This is a genomic window from Mycobacterium simulans (assembly GCF_900232995.1).
Lineage (GTDB): Bacteria > Actinomycetota > Actinomycetes > Mycobacteriales > Mycobacteriaceae > Mycobacterium > Mycobacterium simulans.
Map to the genome: position 1 here is coordinate 1735713 of NZ_OCVX01000003.1, position 20508 is coordinate 1756220.

General features: G+C 63.8%; 20 protein-coding genes and 1 pseudogene. 12 read left to right on the forward strand and 9 right to left on the reverse strand.

The window, feature by feature from the left end; all coding sequences use genetic code 11:
- Positions 1 to 9: 9 nt before the first annotated feature.
- From ipdC to echA20, 4 genes are read right to left on the reverse strand one after another with little or no spacing between them, the layout of a single operon-like run.
- Positions 10 to 1080, reverse strand: coding sequence for a (3aS,4S,5R,7aS)-5-hydroxy-7a-methyl-1-oxo-octahydro-1H-indene-4-carboxyl-CoA dehydrogenase (ipdC, locus tag MSIMFI_RS08695; protein WP_191496908.1), 1071 nt, complete (start codon positions 1078 to 1080; stop codon positions 10 to 12).
- Entirely contained in the window at positions 1080 to 1820 is a 741-nt protein-coding gene (gene ipdB / locus MSIMFI_RS08700) for a cholesterol ring-cleaving hydrolase subunit IpdB (protein WP_191496909.1), read from the reverse strand. Before ipdB ends, ipdC begins: the two co-directional genes overlap by 1 nt.
- Complete coding sequence (gene ipdA / locus MSIMFI_RS08705) at positions 1817 to 2698, reverse strand: cholesterol ring-cleaving hydrolase subunit IpdA (RefSeq protein ID WP_191496910.1); 882 nt, start codon at positions 2696 to 2698, stop codon at positions 1817 to 1819. The genes ipdB and ipdA overlap by 4 nt, the downstream gene beginning before the upstream one ends.
- Positions 2698 to 3441 (reverse strand): (7aS)-7a-methyl-1,5-dioxo-2,3,5,6,7,7a-hexahydro-1H-indene-carboxyl-CoA hydrolase, encoded by a 744-nt coding sequence (gene echA20 / locus MSIMFI_RS08710; RefSeq protein ID WP_191496911.1) that lies wholly within the window; start codon positions 3439 to 3441, stop codon positions 2698 to 2700. The genes ipdA and echA20 overlap by 1 nt, the downstream gene beginning before the upstream one ends.
- Positions 3442 to 3504: 63 nt before the next feature.
- Here echA20 and MSIMFI_RS08715 point away from each other — a divergent pair, with 63 nt between their 5' ends.
- Both MSIMFI_RS08715 and MSIMFI_RS08720 read left to right on the forward strand, forming a co-directional pair.
- Entirely contained in the window at positions 3505 to 4293 is a 789-nt protein-coding gene (locus MSIMFI_RS08715; RefSeq protein WP_191498089.1) for an SDR family oxidoreductase, read from the forward strand.
- A 22-nt stretch (positions 4294 to 4315) separates the two neighbouring features.
- On the forward strand, positions 4316 to 5230 hold the full coding sequence (locus MSIMFI_RS08720) for an SDR family oxidoreductase (RefSeq protein ID WP_191496912.1): 915 nt from the start codon (positions 4316 to 4318) through the stop codon (positions 5228 to 5230).
- Between the two features lie 71 nt (positions 5231 to 5301).
- Here MSIMFI_RS08720 and MSIMFI_RS08725 read toward each other — a convergent pair whose 3' ends face one another.
- From MSIMFI_RS08725 to MSIMFI_RS08735, 3 genes are all read right to left on the reverse strand, one after another.
- Entirely contained in the window at positions 5302 to 5757 is a 456-nt protein-coding gene (locus tag MSIMFI_RS08725; RefSeq protein ID WP_191496913.1) for a nitroreductase family deazaflavin-dependent oxidoreductase, read from the reverse strand.
- 106 nt (positions 5758 to 5863) lie between these two features.
- Complete coding sequence (locus tag MSIMFI_RS08730; protein WP_191496914.1) at positions 5864 to 6295, reverse strand: hypothetical protein; 432 nt, start codon at positions 6293 to 6295, stop codon at positions 5864 to 5866.
- 3 nt (positions 6296 to 6298) lie between these two features.
- Complete coding sequence (locus MSIMFI_RS08735) at positions 6299 to 7462, reverse strand: steroid 3-ketoacyl-CoA thiolase (protein ID WP_191496915.1); 1164 nt, start codon at positions 7460 to 7462, stop codon at positions 6299 to 6301.
- A gap of 160 nt (positions 7463 to 7622) precedes the next feature.
- Between MSIMFI_RS08735 and MSIMFI_RS08740 the strand changes: the two genes are divergently transcribed.
- From MSIMFI_RS08740 to MSIMFI_RS08770, 7 genes and pseudogenes are all read left to right on the forward strand, one after another.
- Positions 7623 to 8876, forward strand: coding sequence for a cytochrome P450 (locus MSIMFI_RS08740; RefSeq protein WP_191496916.1), 1254 nt, complete (start codon positions 7623 to 7625; stop codon positions 8874 to 8876).
- Positions 8876 to 9895, forward strand: coding sequence for an acyl-CoA dehydrogenase family protein (locus MSIMFI_RS08745; RefSeq protein ID WP_191496917.1), 1020 nt, complete (start codon positions 8876 to 8878; stop codon positions 9893 to 9895). The genes MSIMFI_RS08740 and MSIMFI_RS08745 overlap by 1 nt, the downstream gene beginning before the upstream one ends.
- Positions 9880 to 11043 carry an acyl-CoA dehydrogenase FadE29 gene (gene fadE29, locus MSIMFI_RS08750; protein WP_186244963.1) on the forward strand — a complete coding sequence of 388 codons (1164 nt, stop codon included), beginning with the start codon at positions 9880 to 9882 and terminating at the stop codon, positions 11041 to 11043. The genes MSIMFI_RS08745 and fadE29 overlap by 16 nt, the downstream gene beginning before the upstream one ends.
- Positions 11040 to 11987, forward strand: coding sequence for a bifunctional MaoC family dehydratase N-terminal/OB-fold nucleic acid binding domain-containing protein (locus MSIMFI_RS08755; protein WP_191496918.1), 948 nt, complete (start codon positions 11040 to 11042; stop codon positions 11985 to 11987). The genes fadE29 and MSIMFI_RS08755 overlap by 4 nt, the downstream gene beginning before the upstream one ends.
- The gene (locus MSIMFI_RS08760) at positions 11984 to 12385 is read left to right on the forward strand and encodes a MaoC family dehydratase (RefSeq protein ID WP_186244961.1); all 402 of its coding nucleotides are present in this window, start codon (positions 11984 to 11986) and stop codon (positions 12383 to 12385) included. Before MSIMFI_RS08755 ends, MSIMFI_RS08760 begins: the two co-directional genes overlap by 4 nt.
- Entirely contained in the window at positions 12385 to 13545 is a 1161-nt protein-coding gene (locus MSIMFI_RS08765; RefSeq protein WP_191496919.1) for a lipid-transfer protein, read from the forward strand. Before MSIMFI_RS08760 ends, MSIMFI_RS08765 begins: the two co-directional genes overlap by 1 nt.
- A 125-nt stretch (positions 13546 to 13670) precedes the next feature.
- A pseudogene (locus tag MSIMFI_RS08770) lies at positions 13671 to 14504 on the forward strand (hypothetical protein); the annotation flags it as partial.
- A 71-nt stretch (positions 14505 to 14575) separates the two neighbouring features.
- Here the strand turns inward: MSIMFI_RS08770 and MSIMFI_RS08775 are convergent.
- Both MSIMFI_RS08775 and kstD read right to left on the reverse strand, forming a co-directional pair.
- Positions 14576 to 15436 (reverse strand): MaoC/PaaZ C-terminal domain-containing protein, encoded by an 861-nt coding sequence (locus MSIMFI_RS08775; RefSeq protein ID WP_191496920.1) that lies wholly within the window; start codon positions 15434 to 15436, stop codon positions 14576 to 14578.
- 1 nt (position 15437) lies between these two features.
- The gene (gene kstD, locus MSIMFI_RS08780; RefSeq protein WP_191496921.1) at positions 15438 to 17120 is read right to left on the reverse strand and encodes a 3-oxosteroid 1-dehydrogenase; all 1683 of its coding nucleotides are present in this window, start codon (positions 17118 to 17120) and stop codon (positions 15438 to 15440) included.
- Positions 17121 to 17204: 84 nt separating this feature from the next.
- On the opposite strand from kstD, the gene MSIMFI_RS08785 reads away from it, so the two are divergent.
- The 3 genes from MSIMFI_RS08785 to dmpG all read left to right on the forward strand — a co-directional run bounded on the left by MSIMFI_RS08785 (position 17205) and on the right by dmpG (position 20085).
- Entirely contained in the window at positions 17205 to 17990 is a 786-nt protein-coding gene (locus MSIMFI_RS08785; protein ID WP_191496922.1) for a 2-keto-4-pentenoate hydratase, read from the forward strand.
- A gap of 140 nt (positions 17991 to 18130) precedes the next feature.
- Positions 18131 to 19048, forward strand: coding sequence for an acetaldehyde dehydrogenase (acetylating) (locus MSIMFI_RS08790; RefSeq protein ID WP_186244956.1), 918 nt, complete (start codon positions 18131 to 18133; stop codon positions 19046 to 19048).
- On the forward strand, positions 19045 to 20085 hold the full coding sequence (gene dmpG / locus MSIMFI_RS08795) for a 4-hydroxy-2-oxovalerate aldolase (protein ID WP_191496923.1): 1041 nt from the start codon (positions 19045 to 19047) through the stop codon (positions 20083 to 20085). Before MSIMFI_RS08790 ends, dmpG begins: the two co-directional genes overlap by 4 nt.
- Positions 20086 to 20508: the final 423 nt, after the last annotated feature.

The window sequence follows — 20508 nt, forward strand, 5'->3', positions numbered from 1 at the left end:
CTCGGTTGGTCAGTCGACCACCAGCGCTGACGCGGCCCGTAGGTGGGTGATCGCGTCGCGGACAATCGACTCGATGAGTTCGGCGCACGACGGCAGGTCGTCGAGGATGCCGGCCACCTGGCCCGACGCCAGCACCCCGGCCTCCGTGTTGCCGTCAACTAGCCCGGCCTTAAGCAGCATTGGGGTGTTCGCGGCCATCACCACCTGTGACCAGGTCAGTTCCTTGCCGTGGCGCATGGCAAGGCCGTCCCGGATCATCGAGCGCCAGGTCATCTGCGACATCTGCTTGAATTTCGCGGCATTGCGCACGGCTGCAGTGAAACCCCTTGCTCGAGAACCGGTTTCCAACTTCTCCACCAGTCCGGTGCGTAGCACCCGGTGCGGCATGCCGTCGACGCGGGTGGTGACCACCGTGCCGTCCAGGGCCGCCTCCAAGTAGCGCCGCTTGACGGCGTCCGGCACGGTGGAGTCCGAGGTAAGCAGAAACCGGGTGCCCATCGCGCCGCCGGCCGCCCCATAGGACAGGGCCGCGGCAAGGCCACGGCCGTCGAAGAAGCCACCCGCCGCGATTACCGGGATGCCGCTGCCCTTGACGGCGTCTAGCACCGACGGCAGCAGCAGCGTCGTGGCGACGGGCCCGGTGTGGCCGCCACCTTCGCCGCCCTGCACGATCATTGCGTCGGCGCCCCAGCTGGCGACCTTGCGCGCATGCTTCGCGGCGCCGATCGACGGAATGACCACGGCACCAGCCGCTTTCAGCCGGGCTATCAGCTCCTGGTTGGGCGCCAGTGCGAACGAGGCCACCCTCACGCCCTCGCGGATCATGAGCTCGACGCGGTCGCCGGCGTCGGCGGCGTCGGCGCGGATGTTCACCCCGAATGGCTTGTCGGTCGCTGCCTTGACCTTCTTGATGGCCGTCGCCAACTCGTCGAGCGTCATAGTGGCAGAGGCCAGGATGCCAAGCCCGCCCGCGTTGGCCGTCGCCGACACCAGCCGGGCGCCGGCTACCCAGCCCATCCCGGTTTGCACCACCGGGTGCTCGACGCCGACCAGCTCGGTTAGCGGTGTCTTAAGCTTCACTACCGGATCTCTCTGTCGCGCAGCGCTTTCGGATCGATGACCTCGCGGATCAAGTGCAGTTCATCCTCCGTCGGCAGCCTGGTCTCGCAGGCTTCGCCGAGTCCGTGCACCTCGAATGAGGTGGCCTCGCGGACATCGTCGGGCGATACGCCGGGGTGCAGGCTCAGGGCCCGCATGGTGTGGTCCGGGCCGCCGAAGTCGAACACGCCGAGGTTGGACACGACCCGGTAGACGTTGACGAACCGGAACGCCGGATTGTCAGGGGCGACCTTGTCGTAGCCGATGCCCGAGACTATGTCGACGGTCTCGGTGAACACTCGCTTGGAATGGTTGCCGACCCAGTAGCTGGTCGCGTGGTTAATGGTGTTGCCGGGTGAGCCGCGGACGCCGAACATCTGGCGGGTCGGCTGTTGCAGCGGCCCGAACGCAGAGATGTTCTGATTGCCATGGCGGTCAACCTGATTGGCGCCCATCACCACATGCCGCCGCCCCCAGGCCAGAGTCTCGAACACCCGGCCAAACGGCATCCAGCCCTCGATGGCTCCCGTCTTACCCAACGCTGGGGTATCCGCCAGCAGCTGGGCCTCACCGTCGGTCAGCAAGATGTTGGGGGAGAAGGTGAGACGTGCCAGCCGGGCTCCAACGGAAGCCATGTTGGTCATCGGACTGATCATGATTTCGCCCGCGTCCCGGAATAATTCGGCGCAAGCGACCGCGCACACCTCGGCTCGGGTGATCACTTCCCTGCCTCCTCTGCGAACGTACGCACGGCCGCCTGATAGTCGTCCTCGCTGCCGGAGAGGTAGGTCTGGACGAACCGCTGCCAGCCGTCTTCGGTTGAGGCTGCCTCGGCATAGTGCCGTTGGAACTTTTCGTCGCGGCCATAATCCGGTGCGGCGGTGGTGAAGTGCGCGCCACCGGGTGCTTCCACGACTGCGTCGACCATCATGCGATTGATCAGCAACGCTTGTGGTGGAACGGCTTTGACCAGTTCCTCGGTCGACACGACGCGCTCGACCGATAGGAAGCGTTTGTTGGCTGCCATCAGAAACAGGTCGTCGAAGTACGGGTCGATTCCGGTGTATGCGGCATTGCCCTGTGCGTCACCGAGATTGAGGTGGGCGAAGGCGGCGTCCAGACGCAACGCCGGCATGGCGAGCAGCGTCTCGTGGGCGCCGCCGGTTGGATACGGCGACGTTACGGTCTGCAGTTCGCCGTCCCAGAAGTCCAGTACCGAGCTGCCCAGCCCGGCGCGAATGGGCAGGAACGGCAGTCGTTGTGCCGCCGCCTGCAGCCCGCAGCGCAGCATGCCTTCGTCCATCTCCCGGGCCTCGATCGCCCTGGTGGTACGAGCCTTGGCGAACCACGGGTCATAGAAGGGCGGCGAGTCCAGCGAGACGAACCCGTAGTAGACGCGCTTAACCTTGCCGGCCGCGCACAGCAACCCAAGGTCGGGTCCGCCGTAAGTGACAACGGTCAGGTCGGTGACCTTCGTGCGCAGTATCGCCCGCACGAACGCCATCGGTTTGCGTCGAGATCCCCAGCCTGCGATGCCGATCGTCATGCCGCTGCGCAATTGCGCGACGGCCTCGTCGAGGGTGGTCAGCTTGTTGGTCATTATGACTTCTTCACGAACGCGTCGCGGTGCTCGTCGGCGACCCCGGCGAGGTTGAGCTCGAACGTAAAGCCTTGCTCCATGCGATAACTCGAGTTGACCCGTTGCACATCGATAAAGTTGAGCGCTTCCTTGGCGGCGCGGATGACCCGGGTGTCCTTGGCGGCAATGTCGCGCGCCACTCGTAGCGCGGCTTCGTCGAGCTCGGCACGGGGGACCACCTCATGTACCGAGCCGAAATGCTGCAGGGTGGCCGCATCCACGGTGGCCGCTGTGAAGAAAAGCCGTCGCATCATGTGTTGCGGTACCAACCGGGAGAGGTGGGTTGCCGCACCGAGTGCGCCGCGCTCCACCTCCGGTAGCCCGAAGGTGGCGTCGTTGGAGGCCACGATGACATCGGAGTTGCCGACCAGCCCGATGCCCCCGCCCACGCAGAATCCGTTCACCGCGGCGATCACCGGCACCGCGCATTCATAGACCGCGCGGAACGCGGCGAAGCAGCCGCGGTTGGCGTCGATAAGGGCCGTAAACCCTTGAGTACGTTGCATCTCTTTGATGTCTACGCCCGCGTTGAAGCCGCGGCCCTCGGCCCGCAGGATCACCGCGCGGGTATCGGGATTGGCGCCTGCCGCCGTCACGGCGTCGGCGAGTTCGAACCAGCCTTTTGAGGGGATGGCGTTGACGGGCGGGTAGTCGACGGTGACCGCGACTATGCCCGGTTCGGGGTTGGTGGAGGTGATCGTCATGGTACTTCCCTATAGGCGGACCGACTACCGAAGCAAGCACTTGCTTGGTACACTACCACAGTGATCAGCGCGGGATCAGAACCCCTATCCGGAGGAGCCATCAATCTCGGGCTCACGGGACGAGTGGTATTGGTGACCGGCGGAGTTCGCGGGGTGGGCGCCGGCATTAGCTCGGTCTTCGCTGAGCAGGGGGCAACCGTAATTACTTGTGCCAGAAGAGCTGTCGATGGATTGCCGTACGAATTCCACGCCTGCGACATCCGCGATGAGGATTCCGTCGAGCGGCTGATCGGCACGATCCAGGAGCGGCATGGTCGTCTCGACGTCTTGGTGAACAACGCTGGCGGATCGCCGTACGCCCTGGCCGCCGAGGCCACACACAATTTTCATCGCAAGATCGTGGAGCTGAATGTGCTTGCACCGCTGCTGGTTTCACAGCACGCGTACACAATGATGAAAACACAGCCGGGCGGCGGCGCGATTGTCAACATTTGCAGCCTCAGCGGTCGCCGGCCCACTCCCGGCACGGCCGCCTATGGTATGGCCAAGGCGGGCTTCGAAAACCTGACGACCACACTTGCGGTCGAATGGGCTCCTAAAATCCGGGTCAACGCGGTGGTGGTTGGCATGGTGGAAACCGAACAGTCCGAACTGTTCTACGGTGACGCCGAGTCGATCGCCCGGGTGGCTGCCACCGTGCCATTGGGTCGGTTGGCGAAACCCGCCGATATTGGCTGGGCCGCAGCGTTTTTGGCTTCCGACGTGGCCTCATATATCAGCGGAGCCACGCTAGAGGTGCACGGTGGCGGTGAGCCGCCGCCGTATCTGGCTGCCTCGAGCGCCAACAAGTAAGCGAGAAAAAGGAGAAGCGGGAATGGGCTTGGTGGACGGCCGGGTCGTCATTATTACCGGAGCGGGACGCGGCATTGGACGCGCCCACGCCTTGGCGTTCGCCGCGGAGGGAGCGCGCATGGTGGTCAACGACATCGGCGTGGGGCTGGACGGGTCCGCCGGCGAAAGCCCGGCACAGCAGGTGGTCGATGAGATCACCGCGGCCGGCGGGGAGGCTATCGCAAACGGCGACGATATCGCCGACTGGTCGGGCGCTGAGAGCCTGATCGAGACGGCAATCAAGGCCTTCGGGCGCCTTGACGTGCTGGTGAACAACGCCGGTTTCATCCGCGACCGAATGTTGGCCAACACCAGCGAAAGTGAATGGGACGCAGTCATCCGCGTTCACCTCAAGGGACACTTCGCGACATTGCGCCACGCCGCCGGATACTGGCGGCGCCAGGTCAAATCCGGTGCCGCCGGCGCCGATGACCTCAATGCGCGGATCATCAACACCAGCTCGGCCGCTGGCCTGCAGGGCAGCGTCGGGCAGGGCAACTATTCGGCGGCCAAGGCCGGCATCGCCGCGCTGACCTTGGTCGGCGCCGCCGAATTGGGTCGCTACGGAATCACCGTCAATGCCATCGCGCCGGCGGCCCGTACCCGGATGACCGAAGCGGTGTTCGCCGAAACCATGGCTGCACCCATAGATGGGGGATTCGACGCGATGGCGCCGGAGAACATCTCTCCGTTGGTTGTGTGGCTCGGCAGCACCGAATCTCGTGACGTCACCGGCAAGATGTTCGAGGTCGAAGGCGGTCTGATCCGGGTCGCCGAGGGCTGGGCGCATGGTCCGCAGATCGACAAGGGCGCGAAATGGGATCCCGTCGAGTTGGGGCCCGTCGTCACCGATCTGCTGGCCAAGTCACGCAAGCCGGTCCCCGTTTACGGGGCATAGCCGACTCGCCGAACGTGCACGTACTGCGAGATTTTCGCCCGAATCTGCGCAGTGGTTGCACGTTCGGCGACTTAGGGAGCGCAGACGACGATCGGGATCGTCCGGTCGGTCCAGGACTGGTAGTCGTCATAGGACGGATACATGTCCACCAACTTCGGCCAGTACTGTGCGCGTTCTTCGTCAGTGGCGTCGCGCGCGGTAAGGTTGAGTACTTCTTTTTTGATCTGCACCCGTACCTTCGGGTTCGCTTTCAGGTTGAGGTACCACATCGGGTTCTTCGCGGAACCGCCCTTGGATGCGGCGACGATGACTCTGTCTCCGTCGCGGAGAAAGTACAACGGGCTGCCCCGGGGCTCGCCGGTCTTGCGCCCGGTGGTTGTCATCAGGGCGACGGGAATCTTCTGGAATGTGCCGCCAAGGCCCTCCCCGCCGTTGCGGCGGTACATCCACGCGTTGACGCGCGACATCCACTTGATGAAGAAATCGGAGAGCGGCGAATTCAGAAACCGCGGTGGTGATTTCGGCATAACGACATCCTATGATCTGGGCTGGTGCTGAATTGCCCGGCTTCTCCTCACCCCGCTTCGCGGGCTGCATCGTCGCCGGGCTGGTGCTGAATTGCCCGGCTTCTCCTCACCCCGCTTCGCGGGCTGCATCGTCGCCGGGCTGGTGCTGAATAAATGGACGGAAGCGAACCCTGATGTGATGGATCTCAGCCCTTCCACTGGGACTATGTGCGGGAATCACAAAGGTTTCGTTAACCCGTGAGGCGATCCGGCGGCGGCCGAACACTGCCTTGGTCAGCACGTCGTAGGACGCGTGCACCGCATCGCCGACGATGCGATACCGCGGTGGCGTCGTATCGGCGATGACTCGGTACTGGGGTCCGCGATTGAGGCTGCGACGCAGGTGGTTTCCGGAGAACCCGTTTTTGACGCCCTGCTCGATCCGGGTGCAGTCGGCCGCGAACGGCACGGTGTCACCGTCATGGCTGACCAGCGCATCGATGTAAGCCTGCGCCGCGGCGATGCGGCTCTCTTCAGATACAGGCTGGGTGACGACCACTGGCTAAATGCGTTCGATGATGGTGCCGGTGGACAACGCGCCTCCCGCGCACATGGTGATCAGCGCGGTGCTTTGGTTGGTGCGTTCCAGCTCGTGCAATGCGGTGGTGATCAACCGGCTGCCGGTGGAGCCCACGGGGTGGCCCAACGCGATCGCCCCGCCGTTGACGTTGACCCTGTCCATGTCGGGTTCGTGTACCCGCGCCCAGGACAGCACCACGGATGCGAACGCCTCGTTGATCTCGACGATGTCGATGTCACCCATCTTCATGCCGGCCTTCTCCAGCACCTTTGCCGTCGACTGCACCGGACCGTCCAGGTGGTAGTAGGGCTCGGCTCCGACGAGTGCCTGGGCAACGATTCGGGCCCGCGGCTTGAAGCCGAGGGCCTTGGCCTTGTCCTCGTCCATCCACAGCACGGCCGCCGCGCCGTCGGAGATCTGGGATGACGTACCCGCCGTATGGATGCCGCCCTCGAGCACTGGCTTGAGTTCGCTCAAGCCCTCGATGGTGGTGTCGCGCAGCCCCTGGTCGCGGGAGACCATGTGGCGCTCGCGGGTGGGTTGTTTCTGCTCGTCGAGCACCGGCGCCTCGATCGGTGAGATCTCGCGATAGAAGCGCCCCTCGGCCCAGGCCCGCTTTGCCTTGGCCTGGGACGCATACCCGAAGTGGTCAATGTCCTCGCGCGTGATGCCCCGCCGCTTGGCGATGCGTTCGGCGGCCTCGAACTGATTCGGCAGGTCGATGTCCCATGTTTCGGGGCGGATCGCCGATCGGTCCGGACCGGCGTTGGCGCCCAGGCCGACGCGGCTCATCGCCTCGATGCCGCAGGCGATGCCGATGTCGATAGCGCCGGTCGCGATCAGCCCGGCGACCAGATGGTTGGCCTGCTGGCTGCTGCCGCACTGGCAATCGACGGTGGTGGCGCCCACGTGCTCGGGTAAACCGGCGGTCAGCCAGGCAACCCGGCTGATGTTGTTGGATTGCTCGGCGAACTGGGTAACACAACCCCCGATGACTTGCTCAACGTTTCCGGCATCCAGGCCGGCCTTGTCGACCAGAGCCTTTTGCACTGCACCCAGCAGCTCGGTGGCATGCAGCCCCGATAGCCATCCATTGCGTTTGCCGATAGGACTCCGAGTGGCCTCAACGATTACCGGGTTACCCATGTGGCAAGGCTAGAACACGTTTCATTACTATGACAAGCAACGATACTCCGATGCCTTTTGTCTGCGGTGAAGGCATGTTTTACTGGCATCAGAGCATCACTAGGACAGCTAGTGTCCAGAGACCTGCCGGTCAGCGAGGACTGTAGTAAGGAGTAGTAGCGTGCCCATCCCCAATCTTCCGCCCGGGTTCGATTTCACCGACCCCGAAATCTATGCCGAGCGGCTGCCGGTCGAAGAATTTGCCGAGGTGCGGGTGTCCGCGCCGGTCTGGTGGAATGAGCAGGCTCCTGGTACAGGCGGCGGTTTTAACGACGGCGGCTTCTGGGCCATCACCAAGCTCAACGACGTCAAGGAGGTGTCGCGGCGCAGCGACGTGTTCTCGAGCTACGAGAACGGGGTGATCCCGCGATTCAAGAACGACATCGCGCGCGAGGATATCGAGGTCCAGCGCAACGTCATGCTCAACATGGACGCGCCGCATCACACCCGGTTGCGCAAGATCATCTCCCGTGGTTTCACACCCCGTTCGGTGGGCCGCCTGCACGACGAACTCCACGAGCGCGCGCAGAAGATCGCGGCCGCCGCGGCGGCCGCGGGTTCGGGAGACTTTGTCGAGCAGGTGTCGTGTGAGCTGCCGCTGCAGGCGATTGCCGGTTTGCTCGGTGTGCCGCAGGAGGACCGCGGCAAGCTGTTCGACTGGTCCAACGAGATGACCGGCAACGAAGATCCCGAGTACGCCCACATTGACGCGAAGATGTCGTCGGCGGAATTGATCGGGTACGCGATGAAGATGGCCGAGGAGCGGGCCAAGAACCCGACCGACGACATCGTGACCCAGCTGATCGAGGCCGACATCGAAGGTGAAAAGCTTTCCGACGACGAGTTCGGCTTCTTTGTGGTGATGCTTGCCGTGGCCGGCAACGAGACCACCAGAAACTCCATTACCCAGGGGATGATGGCGTTCGCCGAGCACCCCGATCAGTGGGAGCTGTTCAAGAGGGAGCGTCCGGAAACCGCAGCCGACGAGATTGTCCGCTGGGCCACGCCGGTCACTGCATTCCAGCGGACCGCGTTGGAGGACTACGAGTTGTCGGGCGTGCAGATCAAGAGGGGCCAGCGGGTGGTGATGTTCTACCGGTCGGCCAATTTCGATGAAGAGGTCTTCGAGGATCCGTTCAAATTCAACATCCTGCGCAACCCCAACCCCCACGTCGGCTTCGGCGGTACCGGCGCGCATTACTGCATCGGTGCCAACTTGGCCCGGATGACGATCAACCTGATCTTCAACGCCGTGGCCGACCACATGCCCGACCTGAAGCCGATCGCGGCTCCTGAGCGCCTGCGGTCGGGGTGGCTCAATGGCATCAAGCACTGGCAGGTCGACTACACCGGCAAATGCCCGGTGAATCACTGATGGATTTCGACCTCACCGCAGAACAGCAAGCCGTCGCCGACGTCGTCACGTCGGTTATGGAACGGGACCTAACCTGGGCCGCTTTGGCTGATGGGGGTGTGACGGCACTAGCGGTGCCGGAACGTCTGGGCGGCGACGGCGTTGGGCTGTCCGAGGTGGGGACGGTGCTGACTGAGGTGGGTCGGCACGGGGCTATCACACCGGCACTGGCAACGCTGGGCCTTGGTGTGGTCCCGTTGCTGGATCTGGCATCGGCTGAGCAACAGGACCGCTACCTGGCCGGGGTGGCCAAGGGGGCAGTGCTGACCGCGGCGCTCAATGAACCGGGTGCGGCATTGCCCGACCGGCCTGCAACGACTTTCGCGAGGGGTAGGTTGTCGGGCACCAAGATTGGTGTGGGATATGCCGAGTCCGCGGACTGGATGATCGTCACTGCCGACAGTGCGGTCGTGGTGGTGTCGCCCAAGGCCGACGGTCTGCAGTTGGCCCGAACACCAACGTCGAACGATTCCGACGAGTACGTGGTGACATTCGATGGTGTAGCCGTTGCCGAGGCAGATGTATTGGCGGGGGCAGCAGCGCGTCGTGTTAACCAGTTGGCGCTCGCCATGATTGGTGCTTACGCCGACGGGCTGGTGGCCGGGGCGCTGCGGTTGACCGCCGACTATGTGGCAAACCGCAAGCAATTCGGCAAGCCGTTGTCGACCTTTCAGACCGTGGCGGCGCAGCTCGCCGAGATATACATCGCTTCGCGCACAATCGATTTGGTGTCCAAATCGGTGATCTGGCGGCTAGCCGAGGACCGGGATGCTTCCGACGACTTGGATGTCCTCGGCTATTGGCTGACGTCGCAGGCGCCGCCGGCGATGCAGATCTGCCACCACTTGCACGGCGGCATGGGGATGGACATCACCTACCCGATGCCGCGGTACTATTCCACGATCAAGGATCTGACCCGACTATTGGGCGGGCCTTCGCTGCGTCTTGAGCTCGTGGGAGCGCAATGTTCATCGACCTGACTCCTGAGCAGCGGCAGCTGCAAGCCGAGATACGGCAATACTTTTCGAATCTGATCTCGTCCGACGAGATGAAGGAGATGGAGAAGGACCGGCACGGCGCCGCCTACCGCGCGGTGATCCGGCGGATGGGTCAGGACGGCAAGCTCGGCGTCGGATGGCCAAAAGAGTTCGGTGGGCTGGGTTTTGGTCCGATCGAGCAGCAGATCTTCGTCAACGAGGCCCATCGGGCCGATGTGCCCCTGCCCGCCGTGACGCTGCAGACGGTTGGTCCCACGTTGCAGGTCTATGGCAGCGAGATGCAGAAAAAGAAGTTCCTGCCGGCTATCCTCGCCGGCGAGGTGCACTTCGCGATTGGCTACACCGAACCCGAGGCGGGTACCGACCTGGCGTCGTTGCGCACCACCGCGGTGCGTCATGGCGATGAGTACATCGTCAATGGCCAGAAGATCTTCACGACGGGCGCCCATGACGCCGACTACATCTGGCTAGCATGCCGAACAGACCCGGAAGCCGTGAAACACAAGGGCATTTCGATACTGATCGTCGACACGAAGGATCCTGGATACTCCTGGACGCCAATCATCCTTTCAGACGGCGCTCACCACACCAATGCCACGTACTACAACGATGTGCGGGTGCCGGCCGACATGCTGGTCGGCGAGGAGAACGGGGGCTGGCGACTGATCACCACTCAGCTCAACAACGAGCGGGTGATGCTCGGTCCGGCGGGCCGGTTCGCCGCCATCTACGACCGTGTGCACGGGTGGGCGTCCAAGCCTGGTAGGGACGGGGTCACACCGATCGACCACGACGACGTCAAGCGCGCGCTGGGTGAAATCCATGCCATGTGGCGTATCAACGAGTTGCTCAACTGGCAGGTGGCCGCCGCGGGCGAGGACATCAACGTCGCCGATGCTGCGTCAACGAAAGTCTTTGGCACCGAGCGTGTTCAGTACGTCGGTCGGCTCGCGGAGGAGATCGTCGGTCGGTACGGCAACCCGGCCGACCCGGACACCGCGGAGCTGCTGGGCTGGTTGGACTGCCAGACCAAGCGCAATCTGGTGATCACCTTCGGCGGGGGCGTGAACGAAGTAATGCGTGAGATGATCGCCGCCTCTGGCCTCAAAGTGCCGAGGGTGCCTCGATGACCGACATCCAAGAGACCATCGCGCAGATCAAGGCGGCCGGCAGCAGCAAACCGCGCGCCGCGCGGGATCCGGTGAACCAGCCGATGATCAACAATTGGGTTGAGGCGATCGGCGACCGCAACCCCATCTATGTGGATGAAGCCGCCGCGTGCGTTGCCGGTCACCCGGGAATTGTCGCCCCACCGGCGATGATTCAGGTGTGGACGATGTTAGGCCTGGGCGGTGTCCGTCCGAAGGACGATCCACTGGGGCCCATCATCAAGCTGTTCGACGACGCGGGCTATATCGGGGTGGTTGCCACCAACTGCGAGCAGACCTATCACCGTTATCTGCAGCCCGGCGAGGAAGTAAGCATCACCACTGAGCTCGGTGACGTGGTCGGGCCTAAGCAGACCGCTCTTGGCGAAGGCTATTTCATCAACCAGCACATCGTGTGGCGGGTTGGCGACGAGGATGTAGCCGAGATGAATTGGCGCATCCTCAAGTTCAAGCCTGCCGCGTCGTCCGGCCCGGCCGTTCCCGACGATCTTGACCCGGACACGATGATGCGGCCAGCGTCGTCGCGCGACACCGCATTCTTCTGGGAAGGGGTGAAAGCCCACGAGTTGCGGATTCAGAAGCGGCCAGACGGCAGCTTGCAGCACCCACCGGTGCCGGCGGTGTGGCAAGACAAGTCGGCCCCGATCGACTACGTCGTATCCAGTGGTCGCGGCACCGTATTCAGCTACGTGGTGCACCACGCGCCAAAAGTGCCCGGCCGCGCTTTACCCTTCGTGATTGCGTTGGTAGAGATCGAGGAAGGCGTGCGCATGCTGGGCGAGCTGCGCAATGTCGAGCCGTCTCGGGTCGAGATCGGAATGCCAGTGCGGGCGACCTATATCGACTTCCCGGCCGGTGCGTCCGGCCCGGAGTGGACCCTCTACGCCTGGGAGCCTGACGTATGAGCGCGCCTGTTGTGGAAGTGGGCTTGCAGTTGCCGGAGCTCAAGCTCTACGGCGATCCGACGTTCATCATCTCAACGGCCCTGGCCACCAGGGACTTTCAGGATGTGCATCACGACCGCGACAAGGCAATTGCCAAGGGGTCTAAGGACATTTTCGTCAACATCCTAACTGACACCGGCCTGGTGCAGCGCTACGTCACCGACTGGGCCGGGCCGTCAGCGTTGGTCAAGTCGATCGGGTTGCGGCTGGGCGTGCCGTGGTACGCCTACGACACGGTGACATTCTCCGGTGAGGTTACCGCCGTTGAGGACGGCTTGATCACGGTAAAGGTGTTGGGCCGCAATAGCCTTGGCGATCACGTTATTGCTACGGTGAAGTTGACGATTGGAGACGCTTAGTGTTGTCCGGTAAGGCCGCCATCGTCGGGATCGGCGCCACCGACTTCTCCAAGAACTCCGGTCGAAGCGAACTGCGACTGGCGGCCGAGGCTGTGTTGGACGCGCTTGACGATGCGGGCCTAAGCCCATCTGACGTCGACGGGCTGACCACGTTCACGATGGACACGAACACCGAGATCGCCGTCGCGCGTGCGGCGGGCATCGATGAGCTGAAGTTCTTCTCCAAGATCCACTATGGCGGGGGTGCCGCGTGTGCGACTGTCCAGCACGCGGCGATGGCTGTGGCCACCGGCGTGGCCGACGTGGTGGTCGCATACCGCGCGTTCAATGAACGTTCTGGAATGCGGTTCGGCCAGGTGCAGACGCGGCTGACGGAGAACGCTGATTCCACCGGTGTGGACAATTCGTTCTCGTATCCGCACGGGCTTTCGACGCCGGCCGCGCAGGTAGCGATGATTGCCCGGCGGTATATGCACCTGTCCGGTGCTACCAGCCGGGACTTTGGCGCTGTGTCGGTGGCCGATCGTAAGCACGCCGCTAAGAACCCGAAGGCGTACTTTTACGAGAAGCCGATAACCATTGAGGACCATCAGAATTCGCGATGGATCGCCGAGCCGTTGCGACTGCTGGACTGCTGCCAGGAAACCGACGGTGCGGTGGCGATCGTGGTGACGTCAGTAGAACGGGCACGGGACCTTAAGCATCGTCCCGCGGTCATCGAGGCGGCATCGCAAGGCGCCAGCCCCGACCAGTACACGATGGTCAGCTACTACCGGCCGGAACTGGATGGGCTGCCCGAGATGGGTCTGGTGGGCCGGCAGCTGTGGCAGCAGTCGGGCTTGACGCCGGCGGACATTCAGACCGCTGTCTTGTATGACCACTTCACTCCGTTCACGCTGATTCAGTTGGAGGAGTTGGGGTTTTGCGGGCGCGGCGAAGCGAAGGACTTTATCGCCGACGGCGCGATCGAGGTAGGCGGGCGGTTGCCGATCAACACACATGGCGGTCAACTTGGCGAGGCCTACATCCACGGCATGAACGGCATTGCGGAGGGGGTTCGGCAGTTGCGGGGAACGTCGGTGAACCCGGTGCCTGACGTCGAGCATGTGCTGGTTACTGCCGGGACGGGTGTACCTACTTCTGGTTTGATCTTGGGCTAGGTTTCTTTGGCGGCGAGCGTCACGCCAGCGTGGCTGTCGGTGCCGGTCGTCACGCTGGAGTGACGCTGTGGATGGCTACCTTGTGCTGACGTGACTATCAACGGGATACGTGGAACGCTGCCGGCATGGTCGAGCCATTCATCGGGAGTGAGGCGGTCGGGAATGGTGACCTTGTAAAGAGCGCGCTGCGGACTAGGTATACCAAGGTGTTCCGCGACGTGTATGTCAGCCCTGGGTCTGAGCTAACTCCGCTCATTCGCGCCCGCGCGGGATGGCTGTGGTCTCGACGCCGGGGTGTTGTCGCAGGGCTGTCAGCTTCCGCGGTGCATGGTGCGAAGTGGGTGGATGTCGCCGCACCGCTGGAAATTATTCATAGCAATCGAAACCCTATGCCAGGCATACGAGTTCGTGGCGAGCGCGTTGAGGAGGACGAGGTCGCCTTGATTGACGGCGTCCCGGTGACAACACCGGCCCGGACTGCTCTCGACATTGGTTGCTGGTATCGCGTCGGCGAAGCCGTGCCGGCGATCGATGCGCTTATGGCGGCGAGCGGTCTGAAGGTGACGGACATAGATGTGCTGATGCAGCGCTATCCAGGCCGTCGTGGAATCCGGCAAGCGCGCAAATCGCTAAGTCTCGTCGATGCAGGAGCGCAGTCGCCCAAAGAGACGTGGCTGCGACTAATGCTAGTTGAAGCGGGCCTACCGCGACCGGAGACCCAGATTCCGGTCAGCGACGAGTTCGGTGATGTGATCGCCTATCTGGATATGGGGTGGGACGATGTCCAGGTTGCAGTGGAATACGACGGCGACCAACACCGCAGCAATAAGCGGCAGTACGCCTGGGATATTCGACGGATGGAGATGCTGCAGCGACGCGGCTGGATCGTCGTACGGGTCGTCGCCGGAGACCGGCCGCAGGAGGTGATTCACCGCGTGCGAGCCGCTTTGGCGGTGCGAGCGTCACGTCAGCGTGGCGCTCGCAAGCCTGCGTCACGCTGGCGTGACGCTTGGCGAGAAGGGGAGGGGGCCTAGGCCGGCACGAGTTCCACGCCGCTGAGCACGACGGCGTTGTCGCGCGCAGGCGCGACAACGCTGGCCACGACGCGGCCGTCGTCCTTCCATACATTCACTGTGAGGGTTTCACCGGGGTATGCCACACCGGCAAAGCGCGCGCCGTAGGCCGCCACGGCCGTGGCATCACCGTCCAACAGCGCGTCGGTGATGGCTTTACAGGTCATGCCATATGTGCATAGACCATGCAGAATCGGCGCGGAAAACCCTGCGGCGGCGGCGAATTCGGGATCGGAGTGCAGGGGGTTGCGATCGCCGCAGAGCCGGTACAGCAACGCCTGCTGCGGCAAAAGCGGCATCGCGAGCTCCAGATCGGGCGCCCGGTCCGGCGTTGCGTCCGATCCTGAAGGTCCACGTTCGCCGCCGAATCCGCCTTCGCCGCGGGCGAAGATCGATCGCTTCTGCGTCCACAGCGCCGCGCCGTCAGGGGTAGTCACCGTCGTCTCGCTCCAGATCACCGCGGCCTTGCCCTTGTCCCAAATGTCGGTGAACCGGGTGACGGCGCGGGCCGATCCCGAAGGTGGCAGCGGCGCAGGCACTTCCACCCGCTCGGAGGCGTGCAAAACCTTGCTCAATTCGATGTCGATGCCGGGAAACTGGACGGTTGGCGGTGTGGTGACGTGGAAGGTGGCGGCCACGCTGCCGAACGTCGGCAACACCTGTGGCGTGTCGTCGACGAGGTAACGCAGTTCGCGGGAGTCAAGCGGATCCGAGCCGGCGCCTAGACCGAGGTGGTAAAGCTGGATATCGCTACTGGTCCAGGAGAATTCGATCGGATCGAGTTCTGCGGCCAGCGCGACTTCTACATCGATGGGCATGTCACTGACTCTCTGCTACGTGCAGGGCGGCCAGGTAGCCGAATGTCATGGCGGGTCCGATGGTTCCGCCGGGACCCGGATACGTGTGACCCATTACTGGAGCGCTGACATTGCCTGCGGCGTACAGGCCTTCGATGATGCTGCCGTCGTCGCGCAGCGCTCGTCCGTGCACATCGGTGCGGATGCCGCCCTTGGTTCCCAAGTCTCCGGGCACCATCTTGGCGGCGTAGTACGGGGCATGGCGGATCTCGCCGAGGTTGGGATTGGGCTTGTTGGTCGGGTCGCCGTAGTACCTGTCGTAGGCGCTCTCGCCGCGCTGGTAGTCGGTGTCGACGCCCGATCGGGCGAACTCGTTGAAACGCGCTACGGTCGAGGCGAATTCGTCTGCCGGCAGGCCGGCCTTGTCGGCCAGCTCCTTGAGCGTATTGGCTTGGATGATCACACCGGACTCCAGCCACCTACGTGGGATGCGTTGCCCGGCCTGAAGTCCCGCGAAGATATAGCGGTCCCGGTACTGCTGATCAAACACCAGCCACGCCGGAATGTTCTCGCCGGGCCCGGGCCCCTGGCCGTGTTCTCCGCCGTACATGTGATGGCAGGCTTCGACGTATGGCATCGATTCGTTCATGAACCGTTTACCTGACATGTTGACGATGATCGAACCGGGAGAGTTGCGCTCCGACAGTGCGAACCACGGTCGGCCCACCAGCGGCACCGTCGGCCCCCACCAGGCGTCTTCCATGAAGTCCAATGCAGCGCCTAGCTTTTCGCCGGCGACGATGCCGTCACCGGTATTGGCTTTGGCGCCGACGGTCCACTCGGTCGTTATCGGGGCACGCTGGTATTTGACTCGCATCTGCTCGTTGTGCTCGAAGCCGCCGGAGGCAAGGATGACGCCCCGCCGGGCCCGGATAAGCCGTGGCTCAGTCGATTCGGGCGAGTCGGTGTCACGTACGTAGACCCCGCGTACCACGCCGTCTTCGACATAGAGGTCGGTCAGCGCGGTGTTGAGCTCGACCGGCACGCCTGCACGCTGTAGCCCGATCCGCAGCGGTCCGATGAGCGCTCGACCCATGCCGACAAGGTTCTTGCCGGTTGTTTTCGCCCACATGGTGCGGGCGCCGACCCTAAGGCTGCGCAGCACGCCCCGGGGGTGCCGCTTGAGCTGGTTGAGTCTCACGTAGTCCTGCTGCATCACAACCACATTCAGCGGCACTTTGCCATAAGCGGGTTCGAGTCCGGCTTCGTCTACGCCGAGCTTGCGGGCGTTGAACGGCTTGGGTTCGATCGAACGCCCGTCGGCGCGGCCGCCCGGCGCCTCGGGGTAATAGTCCGAGTAGCGCGGCACCCAGCACATCTTTAGGGGCGTGTGCTTCAGCACGAATGACAGCATCTCGGGTCCGCGGTCAAGGTAAGTGTCGATGCGCTCCGGCTCAACGACATCGCCGATGATGCCGTGCAGGTAGGTGCGGGCCGCCTCAGGAGTGTCCCGTATGCCGGCCCGCTTGAGGACCTCGTTGTTGGGAATCCAGACGCCGCCGCCGGAGCGCGCGGTGGAACCGCCGAAGTGCGCAGCCTTCTCGATGACTACTGTGGAAAGACCGCGGTGTGCTGCGGCGAGCGCGGCCACCATGCCGGCGCCGCCGCTGCCGACTACGACGACGTCGACGTCCTGTGCTGTCATGTAGAACACGTTATAGAATTGCCCGGGTCGGGCGCTACCGGCCCGGTCACACGTATCAGTTTAAGGCGAGGGGACTTCCGGTAAATGCTCACTGTTGAGACCCGCGACGAGCTTGCCGCCGACTTGGCGCAAGCCGAACGCAGCCGCGAGCCGATCGCGCCGTTGACGGCCGCTCACCCCGCTATCGACGTCGTCGACGCCTACGAGATCCAGCTGATCAATATCCGGCAACGGGTCGCCGAGGGTGCCCGGGTGGTCGGTCACAAGGTGGGGCTGTCGTCAAAGGTGATGCAGCAGATGATGGGCGTCGACGAGCCCGACTACGGGCATCTGCTCGACGAGATGCAGGTGTCCGAAGACGTCCCGGTGAAAACGGGGAAATATCTGTATCCGCGGGTGGAGGTCGAGGTTGGCTTCATCCTCTCCGATGATCTTCCGGGCGCCGAATGCACCGAGGATGACGTGCTGGCCGCGACCGAGGCCTTGGTTCCGTCGATCGAGCTCATTGACACCAGGATCAAGGACTGGCAGATCAAGATTTGCGACACCATCGCCGACAACGCTTCGGCAGCGGGTTTCGTGCTGGGTGCGGCGCGGGTATCACCGAAAGAGGTCGACGTCCAGGCGATCGATGTGAAGCTGAACCGCAACGGTGAGTTGATCGCCGAGGGCCGCAGCGATGCGGTGTTGGGTAATCCGGCCACCGCGGTGGCTTGGTTGTCCCGCAAGGTGGAAAGCTTCGGAGTACGGCTGAAAAAGGGCGACATCGTGTTGCCCGGATCGTGCACCTTTGCGGTCGACGCGCGGGCAGGCGACGAGTTTGTCGCCGAATTCGCCGGCTTGGGCGCCGTTCGTTTGTCATTCGAGTAGCGGGGTCGTGACCATTGGGGAAGGAGCGATCGCAAGCGCGGCGAAGCCGGGCGCAGCGGGTCGCGACCAGAGGGTAAGGAGCGATCGCAAGCGCGGCGAAGCCGGGCGCAGCGGGTCGCGACCAGAGGGTAAGGAGCAACATGCCGTCTAAGGCAAGTGTGGCAATCGTCGGGTCGGGAAATATCAGCACCGATCTGCTCTACAAGCTGCTGCGGTCGGATTGGCTGGAACCGCGCTGGATGGTCGGCATCGACCCGGAGAGTGAGGGCTTGGCACGGGCCCGCAAGCTGGGTTTGGAGACCACCCATGAAGGCGTCGACTGGCTGCTGGCGCAACCGGAGAAGCCCGACCTGGTGTTCGAAGCGACCAGCGCCTACGTGCATAAAGATGCGGCGCCGAAGTATGCCGCAGCGGGGATCCGTGCCATCGACTTGACGCCGGCCGCGGTGGGCCCGCCGGTGATCCCGCCGGCGAACCTGCGCGAGCACCTCGACGCCCCGAACGTGAACATGATCACCTGCGGAGGACAGGCCACGATTCCCATCGTGTACGCGGTCTCTCGGGTAGCGACCGTGCCGTACGCGGAGATAGTCGCTTCAGTTGCCTCGGTTTCTGCGGGGCCGGGCACCCGGGCCAACATCGACGAGTTCACCAAGACCACCGCCCGTGGTGTGGAGACAATCGGCGGGTCCGCACGCGGCAAGGCCATCATCATCTTGAACCCGGCCGAGCCGCCGATGATCATGCGCGACACCATCTTCTGCGCCATCCCCGAGGACGCCGACCGCGACGCGATCGCCAAGTCCATCCACGACGTGGTCGCCGAGGTGCAGACCTATGTGCCGGGCTACCGGTTGCTCAATGAGCCGCAATTCGACGAGCCGTCGATGAACTCGGGAGGCCGGGCCGTGGTTACCACGTTCATCGAAGTCGAGGGGGCTGGGGATTACTTGCCGCCATACGCGGGCAACCTCGACATCATGACGGCCGCGGCCACGAAGGTCGGAGAGGAGATCGCCAAAGAGACGTTGTCCGAGGCGGTAGGAGGCACCCGATGACCACTATTTGGGATGTTCGGATTACCGACACGTCGTTGCGCGACGGGTCGCACCACAAGCGGCATCAATTCACCAAAGACGAGGTCCGCGGCATCGTGGCGGCCCTGGACGCGGCGGGGGTGCCCGTGATCGAGGTGACCCACGGCGACGGCCTGGGCGGCTCGTCGTTCAACTACGGCTTCTCCAAAACCCCCGAACAGGAACTGATCAAGCTCGCCGCGCAGACGGCAAAAGACGCCAAGATCGCGTTTTTGATGCTGCCCGGGGTCGGCACCAAAGAGGACATCAAAGAAGCGCAGGATAATGGCGGATCGATCTGCAGGATCGCCACCCATTGCACCGAGGCCGACGTGTCGATTCAGCATTTCGGTCTGGCCCGCGAACTGGGCCTGGAAACCGTCGGGGTTTTGATGATGTCCCACACCATTCCACCGGAGAAGCTGGCCGCTCAGGCGCGCATCATGGCCGACGCCGGGTGCCAGTGCGTGTACGTGGTCGATTCCGCCGGAGCCTTGGTACTCGACGGTGTGGCCGATCGGGTGTCTGCCCTGGTCGCCGAACTCGGTGACGACGCGCAAGTCGGTTTCCACGGGCACGAGAACCTGGGGCTCGGGGTGGCCAACTCCGTGGAGGCCGTGCGTGCGGGTGCCAAGCAGATAGACGGGTCCTGCCGCCGCTTCGGCGCCGGTGCGGGCAACGCGCCTGTCGAGGCTTTGATCGGGGTGTTCGACAAGATCGGCGTCAAGACGGGCATTGACTTCTTCGACATCGCCGATGCCGCCGAGGATGTGGTTCGACCGGCCATGCCCGCCGAATGCCTGCTCGACCGCAACGCGCTCATCATGGGCTACGCCGGGGTCTACTCGAGCTTCCTCAAGCACGCGATCCGTCAGTCCGAACGCTACGGCGTGCCCGCGTCGGCATTGTTGTACCGCGCGGGCCAGCGCAAGCTCATCGGCGGCCAGGAAGACCAACTCATCGACATTGCTCTGGAAATCAAACGCGAGCAAGAGAGTGGTACCGCGGGAACGCACTGAGACCATTGTCTATTAGCGGTCACTTCAGTCGAATTCGGCGGAATGGGCGATAGTCCGCCGACCCTGTCCTACGTCCTGTAGTTGGGTGGTCAGTCGTCCGGTGTCGCGCCGGTGTGGCGGGCTTCCTTTGCGGCCGTGGGGCTTTCAACTCGTCGGGACGGTGGGATGCACCCGTGCCCAGACCGATCGACCGAGGAAATGCCGGCGACAAGAGTGCCGGCGTGTGCTACGAAGCAAGTCGCCCTATACCTGCGGCGGCGACGGACACGCGCCCGACCTCTATCAGCCGGCGTTGCCGTTGGTTCCGTTGACGCCGTCGGTGCCCTGCGCGCCAGTGTTGCCGGCTTTGCCGGCAATCGATCCGCTTCCGCCGAGACCACCCGAACCGCCATGACCGCCGACCCCGCCAGTACCCCCAGCGCC

Bases quoted from the DNA above. Each gene is read 5' to 3' on its own strand.
- ipdA (WP_191496910.1), bottom strand. From the start codon at position 2,698: ATGACCAACAAGCTGACCACCCTCGACGAGGCCGTCGCGCAATTGCGC.
- echA20 (WP_191496911.1), bottom strand. From the start codon at position 3,441: ATGACGATCACCTCCACCAACCCCGAACCGGGCATAGTCGCGGTCACC.
- MSIMFI_RS08720 (WP_191496912.1), top strand. From the start codon at position 4,316: ATGGGCTTGGTGGACGGCCGGGTCGTCATTATTACCGGAGCGGGACGC.
- MSIMFI_RS08725 (WP_191496913.1), bottom strand. From the start codon at position 5,757: ATGCCGAAATCACCACCGCGGTTTCTGAATTCGCCGCTCTCCGATTTC.
- MSIMFI_RS08735 (WP_191496915.1), bottom strand. From the start codon at position 7,462: ATGGGTAACCCGGTAATCGTTGAGGCCACTCGGAGTCCTATCGGCAAA.
- MSIMFI_RS08745 (WP_191496917.1), top strand. From the start codon at position 8,876: ATGGATTTCGACCTCACCGCAGAACAGCAAGCCGTCGCCGACGTCGTC.
- fadE29 (WP_186244963.1), top strand. From the start codon at position 9,880: ATGTTCATCGACCTGACTCCTGAGCAGCGGCAGCTGCAAGCCGAGATA.
- MSIMFI_RS08755 (WP_191496918.1), top strand. From the start codon at position 11,040: ATGACCGACATCCAAGAGACCATCGCGCAGATCAAGGCGGCCGGCAGC.
- MSIMFI_RS08760 (WP_186244961.1), top strand. From the start codon at position 11,984: ATGAGCGCGCCTGTTGTGGAAGTGGGCTTGCAGTTGCCGGAGCTCAAG.
- MSIMFI_RS08775 (WP_191496920.1), bottom strand. From the start codon at position 15,436: ATGCCCATCGATGTAGAAGTCGCGCTGGCCGCAGAACTCGATCCGATC.
- kstD (WP_191496921.1), bottom strand. From the start codon at position 17,120: ATGACAGCACAGGACGTCGACGTCGTCGTAGTCGGCAGCGGCGGCGCC.
- MSIMFI_RS08785 (WP_191496922.1), top strand. From the start codon at position 17,205: ATGCTCACTGTTGAGACCCGCGACGAGCTTGCCGCCGACTTGGCGCAA.
- MSIMFI_RS08790 (WP_186244956.1), top strand. From the start codon at position 18,131: ATGCCGTCTAAGGCAAGTGTGGCAATCGTCGGGTCGGGAAATATCAGC.
- dmpG (WP_191496923.1), top strand. From the start codon at position 19,045: ATGACCACTATTTGGGATGTTCGGATTACCGACACGTCGTTGCGCGAC.